A 14,440-nucleotide genomic window follows, 5' to 3' on the forward strand; every position below is an offset into this window, starting at 1 on the left:
CACTGGGCACGCCGTCCCGCCGCCGGTGGGGCAGACTCGAGGGATGACCTCGACGCTCCGGGACCGCATTCCGGCGGGGTCGACCCCCGACGCCGTCTACGAGGGCTTCCTCGAGTGGACGATCGAGCGCAGCATCGACCTGTACCCCGCGCAGGACGAGGCGGTGCTCGAGCTCGCGTCCGGATCGCACGTGATCCTCGCGACGCCGACCGGCACGGGCAAGTCCCTCGTCGCGGTCGCGGCACACGCGGCATCCCTCGCCCGTGGCGGCCGCACGTACTACACGGCTCCCATCAAAGCCCTCGTCAGCGAGAAGTTCTTCGCCCTCGTCGACATCTTCGGACCGGATGCCGTGGGCATGGTCACGGGCGATTCGTCGGTGAACCCCGACGCGCCGATCATCTGCTGCACCGCCGAGATCCTGGCGAACGTCGCACTGCGCCTCGGCCCCGACGCAGAGATCGACCAGGTCGTGATGGACGAGTTCCACTACTACGGCGACCCCGACCGCGGATGGGCGTGGCAGGTGCCGCTGCTGCTCCTCCCGGAGGCGCAGTTCCTGCTGATGTCGGCGACCCTCGGCGACGTCACGGCCATCAAGACCGACCTCGAACGCCGCACCGAGCGAGCGGTCGCGCACATCGCGGGCGTCGAGCGCCCGGTGCCGCTCGACTACTCCTATGCCCGGCGGCCCGTGCACGAGGTGGTGGAGGGGCTGCTCGAGAACCGCGAGACGCCGGTCTACATCGTCCACTTCTCGCAGGCCGCGGCGCTCGAGCGGGCGCAGGCGCTGTCGAGCGTGAAGCTCACGACCCGCGAGCAGCGCGACGAGATCGCCGACGCCATCGGCGGGTTCCGGTTCACGACCGGATTCGGCAAGACGCTGTCGCGGCTGGTGCGCGCCGGCATCGGCGTCCATCACGCCGGAATGCTGCCGCGGTACCGGCGGCTCGTCGAGACGCTCGCGCAGCGCGGGCTCCTCCGCGTGATCTGCGGCACCGACACCCTCGGCGTCGGCATCAACGTGCCCATCCGCACCGTGCTGATCACGGCGCTGTCGAAGTACGACGGCACGAAGATGCGGCAGCTGTCGGCGCGTGAGTTCCACCAGATCGCCGGCCGCGCGGGGCGGGCGGGGTACGACACGCACGGCAGCGTCGTCGTGTTGGCCCCGGAGTGGGAGATCGAGAACGCCGTCGCCCTCGCGAAGGCCGGCGACGATGCCGCCAAGCGCAAGAAGATCGTCCGCAAGAAGGCGCCGACGGGGGTCGTGAACTGGGGCGAGGGCTCGTTCGAGCGGCTGGTCGCGGCGGAGCCCGAGCCGCTGTCGCCGCAGCTGAAGCTGACCTCGGCGATGCTCATCAACGTCATCGGACGCGGCGGTGACGTGTTCGCGAACGTCCGCTCCCTCGTCTTCGACAACCACGAACCGCGCGCCCGGCAGTACGAGCTGGCCCGCCGGGCGATCGCGCTGTTCCGCACCCTCACGGCGGCGGACATCGTCGTGGCGGACGCCGAGGGCATCCGTCTCACCGTCGACCTGCAGCCGAACTTCGCGCTCAACCAGCCGCTGTCGCCGTTCGCGCTCGCCGCGATCGACCTGCTGTCCCCGGACGACAGTGAGACGGGCACGGGTCACTACGCGCTCGACGTGGTGAGCGTGATCGAGTCGACGCTCGACGAGCCGCGCGCGATCCTGTCGCAGCAGGAGTACAAGGCGCGCGGCGAGGCGGTCGGCGCGATGAAGCGCGACGGCATCGAGTACGACGAGCGCATGGAGCTGCTCGAGTCGGTGACGTGGCCGAAGCCGCTCGCCGAGTTGCTGGCGCAGGCGTACGAGACGTTCGCGTCGAGCCAGCCGTGGGTGCGGGACTTCGAGCTGTCGCCGAAGTCGGTCGTCCGCGACATGTTCGAGCGGGCGATGTCGTTCGGCGAGTTCGTGTCGTTCTACCAGCTGGGCCGCAGTGAGGGCCTGGTGCTGCGGTACCTGTCCGATGCGTACCGGGCGATCCGTCAGACGGTTCCCGCCGAGGCCCGCACCGACGAGTTGCTCGATCTCATCGAGTGGCTCGGTGAGTTGGTGCGGCAGGTCGACTCGAGCCTCGTCGACGAGTGGAACGCGCTCATCAACCCCGCCGCAGACCCCGAGGCGCCGGTCGTTCCGCCCGCGCCGCCGTCGATCATCGCGAACCGGCGCGCGTTCGTCGTGCTGGTGCGCAACGAGATGTTCCGGCGGGTGCAGCTCGCCGCGCTGCAGAACGACGACGCGCTGGTCGAATTGGATCCGGATGCCGGTTGGCCCGAGATCCTCGACCGGTACTTCGACGACCACGACGAGATCCTGACGGGCGGCGCCGCGCGCAGTCCCGCCCTGTGTGTGTTCGACGAGTCGGATGCCGCGAACGGCATATGGCGCGTCGAGCAGATCATCGACGACCCGGCGGGCGACCACGACTGGCGGATCCGCGCAGAGGTGGACCTCGAGGCATCCGTCGAGGAGGGCGCTGCGGTCGTGCGAGTGACCGAGGTCGTGAGGCTCTAGGCCTCGCGGGCCCAGTCGCCGCCGTCGCGGGTGAAGACGATGCGGGCGTGGCGGCGGTCGGGCGAGCCCTGCCAGAACTCGATGCGCTCGGGGACGAGACGCCAGAGCGCCCATTCGCCGGGTTCGAGGAGTGCACCGGCGGGGCTGCCGGCGATGTCGGCCGCGCTTTCGGCTGGTGCGGCCTCGTGCACGGTTCCGCGCACGCGCACCGCGCGCATGACCGGTTGCCACCAGAAGTTCAGTGCGGCGGCGGGATTGTCGGCGAGCTGGCGCCCCTTCGCGGAGGAGCGCGGGCCGGCGAACTCCCACCCGTCGGCGCTGACGCCCTTGAGGATGAGGGTCCGTGCGTCCGGGCGGCCGGCGGCATCCGCCGTCGCGAGGGTCGCGGCACGCACTTCGGGGATGCCGGCGTCGGCGGAGGCGCGGATCCAGCGGTCGAAGAGGTCGTGAGGGTCGGCCGGGAGGTCGAACAGATCGAGGGGCGGCGGTGTTCCGATGAGGGACGGTTGGTCGCGAAGCCAGCGCGTGAGCTCGTTCATGTCTTCATCCTGCTCCCTCGCGGGGTGTCGGCCGGTCCGGGCAGACTGGGCGGGTGACGACGTATCTGGCCTTCTTGCGGGCGATCAACCTCGGTGCGAAGCGGGTGTTCCCGAAGGAGGACATCCGCCGTGTCGTCGAGGCGGCGGGGTTCGAGGGTGTCGAGACGCACATCAACACGGGGAACGTGCGCTTCGATTCGCGGATGCGGTCGCGCGAACGGATCGAGCAGACGCTGGAGCAGGCGTTCGCCGCCGACCGGGGATTCGAGGTGCCGACGATCGTCTACTCCGCTGCGGAGTTCCGAGAGGTCGCTCGGCAGACCCATGAGTTGGCCGAGGCCAATCCGGGGCTCGCCCGTCACTACGTGTATCTGCTGAAGGACGAGCCCGCGGCGTCGCAGACCGCCGACATCGAGGCGCGGGCCGATGAGCGCGGCCGGATGCTGGTGCGGGGGCGCGCGGCGCATGCGCTGCTGCAGCCCGGGTATCAGGACGGGGCGGTCGACCCGCTGGGCGCGGCGAAGCTGCTGGGCGTGGCGACGAACCGGAACGTGAACGTGATCGGCACGCTGGCCGAGAAATGGGCCGGAGCGTGAGCGTGGTGGTCCGCGAACCGCAGCTGACGGATGCCGCGGCGGTCGCAGCCCTGCACGTGGCCGCCTGGCGTGAGACGTACGGGCATCTCCTCCCCGCGAGCTATTTCACCGACGAGGTGGCGGAGCGTCGGCTGCGGATGTGGACGCAGATCCTCTCCGACCGACGGCCGGCGCATGCCGTCCGTATCGCCGAGGAGGACGACGAGCTGATCGGGTTCGCGATGTCCGGTGAGTCGGATGCCGGTGGCCGTCAGCTGTACATGCTCTACGTCCTGGCGGCGCATCACGGGACGGGTCCGGGTCAGGCGTTGTTCGAGGCGGTGCTGGCCGACGGGCCCGCGTCGTTGTGGGTGGCGCGGGAGAATCCGCGTGCGATCGCGTTCTACCGGCGCAACGGCTTCGCGTTCGACGGTGCGGAGCAGTCCGACCCGGGGACGCCCGGCATCGTCGAAGCCCGGATGGTGCGGTGATGCTCGGGGTGGAGGCTGTGCTGTCGGCACTGAATGAGGCGGACCCGTACGGGCTGCAGCCGGGATCGCCGGCGGGTGTGCCGGTGGACGAGTACGCGCGTGAGGCGCGCGACATCGCCGAGATCCTGGCGCAGCAGGGACGCGTCTCGCAGGACGACGTCGACGGCATCTGGGAGTCGTGGTTCAACGAACCTCTCGTCGACGTGATCGGGATCGCCGGGGTCACCGCGCTCGTCGCACGGATGAACAGCCTCAGAACGGTGGTGGGTCGGTGGTGAACTGCGGGATGCGCCGTTCGGGCTTTACGAGGTAGATCCGGCCGGCGGGTGAGGTCCATTCAAGCGCCCCGCCGGGTTTGGCTGTGACCTGCCAGTCGGTGTGGTGTTTGAGGGTGTGGTGCCCGCGGCAGAGGGGTGCGAGGTTGGTGGCGTCGGTGTGTCCGCCGTGGTGCCAGTCGACGGTGTGGTCGATGTCGCACCGATCCGCCGGGATCCCGCAGCCGGGGGCCATGCACCGGGCGGCCCGCCACGCGACGAGCCGGCGAAGGTCTGCGGGAGGCCGGTACTGCTCACGGCCGACGGACAGGACGACCCCGGTGTCGGGGTGGGTGAGGACCCGCATCCACCCGGATGCCGCCCCGCACAACTCCCGCGCACGGTCGAGCGGGATCGGGCCGACACCGTCGACCTGCGCGGCAGAGCCGTCACCCGTCAGGAGCGTGAGAGCGGGGACGGTGACCGTGACGGTCGGGCGGATGCCGCGCACCGTGTCGGGAAGGGATTCGGTCTCCCCGTCGATCAGCAGGTCGCCGAACACGTCGGCACGTTTCTGGTCCAGCGAACGCTCATCATCGAGGGTGTTCGCGATAGCGGTGAGCCTGCCGTGGATCGCGTGCGCTTCGACCGCGGGGAGATGCGCGGTCAGCCACGCCATCCCATCCACGCCGGGTTCGACGCGAACGTGCCTGCGGGCGACCGCATCAGAGTGACGTTCCGCGATGGTCGCTTCACGCTCCCGGTCCACAATCCGTTTCACCGCGCGGCGGAACGGCCCGGTCGGCATCTCCTCCGCGAGCGCGAGTACCTCGCGGACCAGCTCATCCCGGACGATCTCGAGCTCATCGAGACCGTCGACGATGATAGTCGCGTGGGTGTCGGTGATATCCGCGTGGCTCATCGACTCCCACACCGCCGGGTACCGCTTCACCAACGCCCGCCCGACCACCATAAGACGTCCCGCGGCGTGCTCGCTGATCCGCAACGCCGACGCGACTTCGAGCCGCACCGACCGTTCCACCAGCACCGACGCACCCTCATCCCGGGTCGCCGCGCGGATCGCGTCATCCCACAACTCGACGATGCACGCATACCGCTGCGCCGCATGGATCGTCGCCATATCCGCGCTCAACACAACCCAGTCCAGGGTCGTCGGGATCCCCTCGGGGACCTCATCGACATACGGGGAAGGGCTGGACATACTCCCAGACTAGAAGGGGGTTCCGACATCGGTTCCGACACCGGCCCGCCCCCCGGCACCCGTTACCGTGACGTCGTGCGCTGCAGGTTGAGACTGGCCAGAGAGGATCCCGACATGACGAAACCCGTATCCGTCCGGCCGTATCGCGAGTCGGATGCCGAAGGCTGCACGGTCGCATCGAGGATGAAGCCGACCTCCGTGCCCGCTACTCGCGCGTCCACGTCTGCCGTCGGTACGTCCGCGAGCTCACGCCCCGCTGATCGCCGCTGCGCCTCGCCCCGGATCCGGGCCCCGCCCGCGTCTCGTCCCTTGGCGGCGAGACTACACGTGTGCGACGAGACTGCGCCCACGCGCCGCATCCTCGTCGCTCGGGTGCAGTCTCGCGAAACGTTCGCCCCTCCTCCCCATCCTCGCAAGAGCGCCGGGGCTCTCCACATCCGCAGACCGTGTCGGATGCCGCGGCTAGGGTTGACCGGGTGAATGACGGCGGATGGCAGAACGACCCCTACGCCGATCTCGTGTGGGATCCCGACGACGTTCCGCCGCCGGACGACTTCGACTCGCCGCCGCCGCCCGACCCGCGGTACGACGACTACGCCGCGTCCGTCGCCCGCGCCACGCGCTCCGAACCCACCCGCGCCCAGCCCACCCGCCCCGCGGCCCCGCAGCAGCGCACCTCCGCACCCCCGGCATCCGTCCTCCGTCTCGAACGGCGCGACCACGTCGGCGACGACCCGGTCAAGGTGCTCACCGAGGTCTTCGGCTACACGGCGTTCCGCGGCGATCAGGGTGACATCGTCTCGCACGTCATCGCGGGCGGCGACGCGGTCGTCCTCATGCCCACCGGTGGCGGCAAGTCGATCACGTACCAGGTGCCTGCGCTCGTCCGTCCCGGCACGGGCCTCGTCGTCAGCCCCCTCATCGCGCTCATGCACGACCAGGTCGACGCGCTCATCGCCAACGGCGTCCGCGCCGCCTTCCTGAACTCCACGCAGAGCCCGGCCGAGCGCGCCGGTGTCGAGCAGGCGCTCCTCGACGGTGAACTCGACCTCATCTACGTCGCCCCCGAGCGGCTGTCCGTCCCCGCGACGACCGCGCTCCTGCAGCGCGCCCAGCTCAGTGTCATCGCGATCGACGAGGCGCACTGCGTGTCGCAGTGGGGTCACGACTTCCGCCCCGACTACCTCGCTCTCGGCGACCTCGCCGAACGGTTCCCCGGCGTTCCGCGCATGGCGCTCACGGCCACCGCGACGCGCGCCACGCACACCGAGCTCACCGAGCGTCTGCACCTGCCCGATGCGCGCCACTTCGTCGCGAGCTTCGACCGGCCGAACATCCAGTACCGCATCGAGCCCAAGGTCGACATGCGTCGCCAGCTCGTACAGTTCGTCCGCTCCCAGCCCGAGGGCTCCGCCGGCATCGTGTACGCGCTGAGCCGCAAGTCCGTCGAGCAGACGGCGGAGTATCTGCGGACGCAGGGTCTCGACGCCCTGGCCTATCACGCCGGGTTGGATGCCTCGATCCGCGCCCGGCACCAGTCCCGATTCCTGCGCGAAGACGGCGTCGTCATGGTCGCCACGATCGCGTTCGGCATGGGCATCGACAAGCCCGACGTCCGCTTCGTCGCGCACATCGACCTGCCCAAGTCCGTCGAGGGCTACTACCAGGAGACCGGTCGCGCCGGCCGCGACGGCGAGCCCGCGGTCGCCTGGATGGCCTACGGCCTCGGCGACGTTGTGCAGCAGCGCCGTCTCATCGACCAGTCGCCCGGTGACCGCACCTACAAGATGCGCATGGGGCAGCACCTCGACGCGATGCTCGGCCTCTGCGAGACGGTTTCGTGCCGACGCCAGAACCTCCTGAACTACTTCGGACAGTCGTCGGATGCCTGTGGCAACTGCGACACCTGCCTCACCAAACCCGACACCTGGGACGGCCTCATCGCCGCGCAGAAGCTCCTCTCGACGATCGTGCGACTGCAGCGGGAGCGGAATCAGGCGTTCGGCGCCGGGCACCTCATCGACATCGTCCGCGGCGCCTCGACCGAGCGCATCCGCCAGCAGGGGCACGACAAGCTCTCGACCTATGGGATCGGGAACGACCTGTCCGAACAGGACTGGCGCTCGGTCGTGAGGCAGCTCCTGGCCCGCGGCATCCTGGTCGCACAGGGTGAGTACGGTGTCCTGACGGTCGGCGAGGCCGGCGCGGCGGTGCTCCGCGGCGCGGAGCCGGTGCCGCTGCGCCGCGACGTCCTCGGCCGCACCGGCGGCGGATCGACTCGCGCGAAGAAGCAGTCGGCCGCCGACGCGCTGCCCGAGGGTGACCGCGACCTCTTCGAGGCGCTCCGAGCGTGGCGTGCCGAGCAGGCGAAAGAGCAGGGCGTTCCCGCGTACATCGTCTTCGGCGATGCGACCCTGCGCGCCCTCGCCGAGCACCGTCCGACGACGGTCGCCGACCTCGACGGCATCACCGGCATCGGTGCGAAGAAGCGCGAGGCGTACGGCGAGGCCGTCGTCGCCGTCATCGCCAAAGCCTGAGCGAGTCTGAGCCGAGCCGGATCAGCCCTCCCGCAGCGCCCGCGTCATGCGGGAGAGCACGTCGAACGCCTGAGCGCGCTCGTGCGCAGACAGCTCGGCCAGCATCCGATCCTCCACGGCTTTGACCACGGCACTCGCGTGCTCCCGACGCCGCTGCCCGGCGTCGGTCAGCGTGACCGGCAGCACACGACCCTCCACCGCCGTTGTCGGCCTCGTCACAAGACCCTCGCGCTCCAGCGTCTGCAGGAGGACGTTCATGCTCTGCCGTGTCACGAAAGCGCCCCGAGCGAGATCCGAGTTCGACGACCCGGGACGCTGCGCGAGGATCTCGAGGCACGAGTACGCGGTCACGGTCAGCTCGAGCGGGCGGAGGGCGTCCTCCATAGCGACCCGCAGCGCGGTCGCCGCTTCCTTCAGGAGATAGCCGAGCGACGTCGGCAGATCGATCTCGTCGGACTGGACCATGTCAGTATTCTGACATACACTCATCCGTGTCAGATAACTGACACGCGAAAGGATGCCTCATGCCCGCCATCGGACCCGACTTCATCTCCCTGCAGGTCAGCGACCTCGACGCTTCGCAGCGCTTCTACGAGCACTACCTCGGCCTCGTCCGCTCACCCGCCGGACCTCCCCACGCCGTCGTGTTCGACACCGCACCGATCGCCTTCGCACTGCGCGACATCGTGCCCGGCACCGACCTCGCCTCGGCCGCCCACCCCGGAATGGGAGCTGCGATCTGGCTGCGCACGACCGACGTTCAGGACGTCCACGACGCGCTCGCCGCAGATGGCCACGAGATCGTCGCAGCGCCCATCGACGGTCCGTTCGGCCGGACGTTCACGTTCGCCGACCCGGACGGCTACCGGATCACCCTGCACGACAAGGCCTGAACCCCATCACCTCCACACGTCAGGGGCGACCCGCACATCGGCGCCCGTCCGCGCCGACTCGTCGATCGCGAGACCCAGCAGGTGATCCTGGCAGGCGTCGGCCAGCGGATAGGGCTCCGCGCCGTCGCCGCAGGCCCATTGCCCGGTGAGCTCGAGCAACGACGCGACCGCGATGTCGTCCTCCGACAGGCGTGTTCCGACCCACGGGTTGCGGTAGACGATCCGCCCCTCGAAGGCGGCGGACACGACGTCGTTGCCTTCGAGGTTCAGGTCGACACCCGTCCGGCGGTAGGTGATCGGCGAGGTGATCACCTCGGTGCCCTCGAACCGGCGCACGGTGTCGTCGGTGAGTTCGCCGTGCGAGCCGCGGAGGACGATGCGCCGCGACAGGATCGGGTTCCACCACTGGTTGTCGACGAAGTCGTACAGGCCCATCCGACCATCGCCGAAGTCGAGTGTCGCAATCGTCGTCGTCCGATCCTTCGGCGAGACGTCGTCCGACCATCCGGCCGGCGTCAGTGGATCGACGAGTGGTGCGGTGAACGTCCGGGCCGACACCGTCGCCTCGGCCATGCCGGCATCCAGGAACGTCCGGATCATCGAGGTCGCGTGGTACAGATGCGTCGACGAGACCTGCACCCCGCCGATGGTTCCGAGCGCCCCCGAGCGCACCACCTCGAGGCGGGCGGCGTGCCCCGGCATGAGCATGTACTGCTCCGCCACCTGCACGAGCCGGCTCGCCCCGACGTCGTGCCACAGCTTCCGCAGGCCGTCGGCATCGGGCGCCGGCGGCGTCTCGGCGAGCACGCGCACTCCATGCTCCACGAGTTCGGTGACGACCCCCGGCATCGCCGGCCAGCTCACGGACGCGATCACGAAGTCTGGTCGCGCCGCGAGCAGGTCGTCGAGCGATCGATGCACCGGCACGTCCCACCCGGCGACTCGGGCAGCCGACGCATCGGACCGGGCGAGCACGCCCACCGCCTGCAGCCGTTCGGGTGCCGCCGCGGCGATGCGAAGGAAGAACTCCGAACGCCACCCCGTGCCGATGATCGCGAATCGTGTCGGCTCTGCCATGGGACCCCTTCGTCGTGACGCTCCGAAGCGGGGCGCCCCCGGCATCCTTCAGGTATGCCGCACAGGGGTCAACCCCGGTGCCTCACTCGCCGGCGCCGAGCTTGCCGGTCAGCCGGCCGTGGAAGGCGGATGCCGTGTCGTTCAACCCGACGATCGTCACCGTCGTCCCCATCCGCTCGTATTTGTTGACGATCGCGTCGAGGGCGGCGACGGTCGAGGCGTCCCACACGTGCGAGCGGGACATGTCGATCACGACGTTCGCCGGGTCGTCCGGGTACGAGAACTGCGTCGTCAGATCGTTGCTCGAGGCGAAGAACAGCTCCCCGTCGACCGCGTAGTGGGCGGTGGATGCCTCGGCATCCACCGTTCGCGTGACGGTCACGAAGTGCGCGACTCGACGGGCGAACATGATCATCGCTGCGATCACGCCGAGGACGACGCCGATCGCGAGGTTGTGGGTCCAGACGGTCGCGACGACGGTGATGAGCATGACGGCGGTCTCGCTCTTGGGCATCCGGCGGAGCGTCGCGGGGCGGATGCTGTGCCAGTCGAACGTGCCGATGCAGACCATGATCATGACCGCGACGAGGGCGGCCATCGGGATGATCGCCACGACGTCGCCGAGCGCGAGCACGAGGATGAGCAGGAACAGGCCGGCGAGGAACGTCGAGATGCGCGTGCGAGCCCCTGAGGCCTTCACGTTGATCATTGTCTGACCGATCATCGCGCAGCCGCCCATGCCGCCGAAGGCGCCCGACAGGATGTTCGCGGCGCCCTGACCCAGCGATTCGCGGGTCTTCGAGGAGTGAGTGTCGGTGAGGTCGTCGACGAGCTTGGCGGTCATGAGCGACTCGAGCAGTCCGACGACGGCCATCGCGAGGGCGAACGGGCCGATGATCTGCAGCGTCTCGAGCGTGAGCGGCACGTTCGGGATGAACAGGGACGGCAGGCTCTCGGGGAGCTCGCCCTGGTCGCCGACGGTCGGGACGTTCCACGCGAAGACGACGACGGCCGCGGTCAGCAGCACGATCGCGACCAGGGGAGCGGGCACGGCTTTGGTGAGCCGCGGCATCGCGTAGAGGATGGCCAGGCCGACGGCGAGCAGCGGCCAGACGAGCCAGGGGATGCCGTCGCCGAACAGCTGCGGCAGCTGGGCGAGGAAGATCAGGATCGCGAGCGCGTTGACGAAGCCGACCATGACGCTGCGGGGGATGAAGCGCATGAGCTTCGCGACGCCCACGAGCCCGAGGACGATCTGGATGACGCCGCCGAGGAGGACGGTCGCGATGAAGTAGTCCATCCCGTACTCGCGGACGACGGGCGCGATGACGAGCGCGACGGCGCCGGTCGCCGCGGTGATCATCGCGGGGCGACCGCCGAGGAACGCGATCGCGACGGCCATGATGAACGACGAGAAGAGCCCGACCCGGGGATCGACGCCCGCGATGATCGAGAACGCGATCGCCTCGGGGATGAGCGCGAGCGCGACGACGAGTCCGGCGAGGACTTCGCGGGTCAGCAGGCGCGGACTGCGGAGGGCCTGCAGCACCGTCGGTTCGATGCGGGGGCGCCCGGGAGCGGTGGTGGTCATGATGACTCCGTCGGGGAGGGGTGTGCGCAGGCCCGAGGGCGGCGCGGAAGAATGGAGGGCGCGAAGATCGCGCACGACCAAACCTAACGTAACGTGAGGTTTGCTGTCCACTCGGAGGGAACCGGATGACCGACGACACAATGCGCATCGGCGAGGTCGCCGAGCGGACCGAGCTCTCGTTCCGCACCCTCCGCCACTACGACGAGATCGGCCTGGTCACCCCGTCCGCGCGGACCGACGGCGGCTTCCGTCTCTACACGGAGGGCGACGTCGCCCGCATCCTGCTCATCCGTCGCATGAAGCCGCTCGGCTTCACCCTCGACGAGATGCGGGAACTCCTCGAGGTCGTCGACGCGATGGCGGGCGACGCCGACGACCCGCAGATCCGTGCCCGTCTCGACGGCGTCCGCGCCGAGGCCGCGGCCCGGCGCGAGAAGCTGCGCCGTCAGGTCGAGATGGCCGACGAGTTCCTCGACCAGCTCGAACGGATCTGACGGGTCTCAGACCGCGGTGACCTCGACGACGACCGACTGCTGAGGATTCTGCACGGGCGGACGCAGGCCGACGACGGCGAGCTGACGGCCGGTCAGCACGGTGTCGCCGTGCGCCCACTCGAGCGGCGACTGCGCGGGAATCTCGACGATCCCGCCGGGAGTGACGAGCTGCACCCGGTAGACGCGATCCGCCTCGAGTCCCGGCAGTCGCACGCGGCCCGCCGGCGACGAGATGAGCGTCTGCGTCTGCGTGATCGTGAAGAAGGCGGATGCCGCGTCCTCCGCGACGACCCCGCGGACGTCGAGTCCGGGGTCGGCGACGTCCGCGTTCACCAGGCGGCCCGTGGCGACGAGGGGGCGCACCCGCTTGGCCAGGGCGACCCACGCGCCGACGGTCGCGGCATCCGTCTCGGACAGGGTCGTGACGTCCCATTCGATGCCGAAGTGGCCGAACAGAGCCACGGCGCCGCTGAGGCTGAGCGATACGGTGCGGCCGGTGGAGTGCACGTGCGGGGTGGTGAGGTGCATGCCCATCATCTCTGGCGGGACGACGAGCGCGGTGTAGCGCTGGTTCTCGAGGCGCTCGACGGGGTCGAGGCAGTCGCTCGTCCAGATGCGGTCGGTGCGGTCGAGGATGCCGAGGTCGACGCGCGCGCCGCCCGAGGCGCAGCTCTCGATCTCGAGGCCGGGGTGGGCGGCCTTGAGTTCGTCGATCAGGCGGTAGACGGCGAGGGTCTGCGCATGGACGCGGGCCGCACCGCCGGGGCCGGCGGCGGCGTCGACGAGGTCGCGGTTGTGGTCCCACTTGACGTACGAGATCGGGTACGCGGCGAGAATGTCGGAGATGACCTGGCGGATGTACGCGTACGCCTCGGGGTGCGCGAGGTTCAGCACCTGCTGCTGACGCGCGGACGGCGGTAGGTCGGTGCGCCCGCGGAGGATCCAGTCGGGGTGCGAACGGGCGAGGTCGCTGTCGGGGTTGACCATCTCGGGCTCGAACCAGAGGCCGAACTCCATCCCCTTCGCGACGACGTGGTCGGCGATGGGATGCAGGCCGTCGGGCCAGACGGTGTCGTCGACGTACCAGTCGCCGAGGCCCGCGGTGTCGTCGCGGCGGTGACGGAACCAGCCGTCGTCGAGGACGTAGCGCTCCACGCCGATCTCGGCCGCCGCATCGGCGAGGGCGATGAGCTTGGGCAGGCGGTGGTCGAAGTAGACCGCCTCCCACGTGTTGAGGGTGATCGGCCGGGGGCGGCTCGGGTGCTGAGGGCGTGCTCGCCACTCCTCGTGGAATCGCACCGCGAGCTCATCCAGCCCGTCTCCCCAGGAGCCGAGCAGTTCGGGCGAGGAGATCTCCTCGCCCTGCGCGAGACGGATCTCGCCGGGCAGGTAGAGCTCGCCCGCCCCGAGGAAGGACTCGCCCGTCGGCATCCGCTCCGCGAAGATCCGGGAGTTGCCGCTCCAGGCGAGGTGCGCGCCGTGCACGGTGCCGCGCTCGAACCCGAACCCGGGCGTCCCGGCGGCCAACAGCAGGGTGAAGTCCGCCCCCGGACGGCCGCGACGCGACTCCCTCACGTGCGTGCCGAACGTGAGCTCATGGCGTTGCGCCGAGCGCTCCCGCAGGTGGCGCCCCGTCGTGTCGAGGATCTCGGTCGCGTCCCACGGCAGCGGCAGCGTCGTGTGCAGGGCCTGCACCGTGTAGACACCCGCACCGTCGTTGCGGACCGTCGTCCGGGCCCGCACGAGACCGGATGCCGTGACCCGCAGCTCGTACCGGGCCGACAGCTGCATCTCGCTGTCCGTGAAGTGCAGCTCGAGGGTGTCCTCGGTCGCCCGCAGGTCGGTCAGCGCGAAGAGGGCGCCGACGTCCTCGCCGTCGCGGTGACCCTCGAGGGTCGGCGTTCCCGCCCAGCCGGATGCCGCGGTTCCGACCACGCCGAGGCGCACCGTGCGGTCGAGCCCGCCCGAGACCCGCTGCAGACGCGAGGCGGTCGCGAGCGAGACGAGCGTCTCGTGCGGAGCATCGCCGAGATCCGCGCCCCAGTGGGCGATGGCCGGGGCGGTGTCGGGGTGCAGGTCGACGACGACGCTGGTGCCGCCGGAACGGAGGTGGATGACGGTCTCGTCAGAGGGGAGAACGGGCATTCCTCAAGTCTGGCAGTCGGCATCCGTGAACGTGCACACACCGGGCGTCTTCCGCCCGTCTGGACGCCCCGGAACACCCC

13 protein-coding genes are annotated in these 14,440 nt (G+C 70.0%); 7 read left to right on the forward strand and 6 right to left on the reverse strand.

From position 1 onward, the window contains the following. Nucleotides 1–43: 43 nt before the first annotated feature. The gene (locus MRBLMI1x_RS03470) at nucleotides 44–2,542 is read left to right on the forward strand and encodes a DEAD/DEAH box helicase (protein ID WP_363456069.1); all 2,499 of its coding nucleotides are present in this window, start codon (nucleotides 44–46) and stop codon (nucleotides 2,540–2,542) included. Here MRBLMI1x_RS03470 and MRBLMI1x_RS03475 read toward each other — a convergent pair. Further along, nucleotides 2,539–3,081, reverse strand: a complete 543-nt coding sequence (locus MRBLMI1x_RS03475; RefSeq protein ID WP_363456072.1) for a pyridoxine/pyridoxamine 5'-phosphate oxidase — start codon at nucleotides 3,079–3,081, stop codon at nucleotides 2,539–2,541. The two genes, MRBLMI1x_RS03470 and MRBLMI1x_RS03475, sit on opposite strands and share 4 nt — an antisense overlap. Before the next feature lie 53 nt (nucleotides 3,082–3,134). Between MRBLMI1x_RS03475 and MRBLMI1x_RS03480 the strand changes: the two genes are divergently transcribed. The 3 genes from MRBLMI1x_RS03480 to MRBLMI1x_RS03490 are packed head-to-tail and all read left to right on the forward strand — an operon-like array spanning nucleotide 3,135 to nucleotide 4,425. After that, entirely contained in the window at nucleotides 3,135–3,677 is a 543-nt protein-coding gene (locus MRBLMI1x_RS03480) for a DUF1697 domain-containing protein (protein ID WP_363456075.1), read from the forward strand. Continuing rightward, the gene (locus tag MRBLMI1x_RS03485) at nucleotides 3,662–4,147 is read left to right on the forward strand and encodes a GNAT family N-acetyltransferase (protein ID WP_018187967.1); all 486 of its coding nucleotides are present in this window, start codon (nucleotides 3,662–3,664) and stop codon (nucleotides 4,145–4,147) included. Before MRBLMI1x_RS03480 ends, MRBLMI1x_RS03485 begins: the two co-directional genes overlap by 16 nt. Further along, complete coding sequence (locus MRBLMI1x_RS03490) at nucleotides 4,147–4,425, forward strand: hypothetical protein (protein WP_363456078.1); 279 nt, start codon at nucleotides 4,147–4,149, stop codon at nucleotides 4,423–4,425. The genes MRBLMI1x_RS03485 and MRBLMI1x_RS03490 overlap by 1 nt, the downstream gene beginning before the upstream one ends. Here the strand turns inward: MRBLMI1x_RS03490 and MRBLMI1x_RS03495 are convergent. Beyond that, nucleotides 4,400–5,623 (reverse strand): HNH endonuclease signature motif containing protein, encoded by a 1,224-nt coding sequence (locus MRBLMI1x_RS03495; RefSeq protein ID WP_363456081.1) that lies wholly within the window; start codon nucleotides 5,621–5,623, stop codon nucleotides 4,400–4,402. The genes MRBLMI1x_RS03490 and MRBLMI1x_RS03495 overlap by 26 nt on opposite strands. A gap of 476 nt (nucleotides 5,624–6,099) precedes the next feature. On the opposite strand from MRBLMI1x_RS03495, the gene recQ reads away from it, so the two are divergent. Further along, nucleotides 6,100–8,160 carry a DNA helicase RecQ gene (gene recQ, locus MRBLMI1x_RS03500; RefSeq protein ID WP_363456084.1) on the forward strand — a complete coding sequence of 687 codons (2,061 nt, stop codon included), beginning with the start codon at nucleotides 6,100–6,102 and terminating at the stop codon, nucleotides 8,158–8,160. A gap of 21 nt (nucleotides 8,161–8,181) precedes the next feature. Here the strand turns inward: recQ and MRBLMI1x_RS03505 are convergent, their stop codons facing one another. Beyond that, nucleotides 8,182–8,625: a MarR family winged helix-turn-helix transcriptional regulator gene (locus MRBLMI1x_RS03505; protein WP_363456087.1), complete on the reverse strand. Its 444-nt coding sequence runs from the start codon at nucleotides 8,623–8,625 to the stop codon at nucleotides 8,182–8,184. A 59-nt stretch (nucleotides 8,626–8,684) separates the two neighbouring features. Between MRBLMI1x_RS03505 and MRBLMI1x_RS03510 the strand changes: the two genes are divergently transcribed. Further along, nucleotides 8,685–9,053, forward strand: coding sequence for a VOC family protein (locus tag MRBLMI1x_RS03510; protein WP_363456090.1), 369 nt, complete (start codon nucleotides 8,685–8,687; stop codon nucleotides 9,051–9,053). A 6-nt stretch (nucleotides 9,054–9,059) separates the two neighbouring features. Here MRBLMI1x_RS03510 and MRBLMI1x_RS03515 read toward each other — a convergent pair whose 3' ends face one another. Both MRBLMI1x_RS03515 and MRBLMI1x_RS03520 read right to left on the reverse strand, forming a co-directional pair. Continuing rightward, nucleotides 9,060–10,130 (reverse strand): Gfo/Idh/MocA family protein, encoded by a 1,071-nt coding sequence (locus MRBLMI1x_RS03515; protein WP_363456093.1) that lies wholly within the window; start codon nucleotides 10,128–10,130, stop codon nucleotides 9,060–9,062. An 82-nt stretch (nucleotides 10,131–10,212) separates the two neighbouring features. Beyond that, nucleotides 10,213–11,721, reverse strand: a complete 1,509-nt coding sequence (locus MRBLMI1x_RS03520; RefSeq protein WP_363456096.1) for a SulP family inorganic anion transporter — start codon at nucleotides 11,719–11,721, stop codon at nucleotides 10,213–10,215. A gap of 125 nt (nucleotides 11,722–11,846) precedes the next feature. Here MRBLMI1x_RS03520 and MRBLMI1x_RS03525 point away from each other — a divergent pair, with 125 nt between their 5' ends. Next, nucleotides 11,847–12,215 (forward strand): MerR family transcriptional regulator, encoded by a 369-nt coding sequence (locus MRBLMI1x_RS03525; RefSeq protein WP_020097726.1) that lies wholly within the window; start codon nucleotides 11,847–11,849, stop codon nucleotides 12,213–12,215. A gap of 6 nt (nucleotides 12,216–12,221) precedes the next feature. Here the strand turns inward: MRBLMI1x_RS03525 and MRBLMI1x_RS03530 are convergent, their stop codons facing one another. After that, nucleotides 12,222–14,360 carry an alpha-galactosidase gene (locus tag MRBLMI1x_RS03530; RefSeq protein ID WP_363456100.1) on the reverse strand — a complete coding sequence of 713 codons (2,139 nt, stop codon included), beginning with the start codon at nucleotides 14,358–14,360 and terminating at the stop codon, nucleotides 12,222–12,224. Nucleotides 14,361–14,440 lie beyond the last annotated feature (80 nt).

The organism is Microbacterium sp. LMI1x-1-1.1, from assembly GCF_040676205.1.
GTDB classification, from domain to species: domain Bacteria; phylum Actinomycetota; class Actinomycetes; order Actinomycetales; family Microbacteriaceae; genus Microbacterium; species Microbacterium aquilitoris.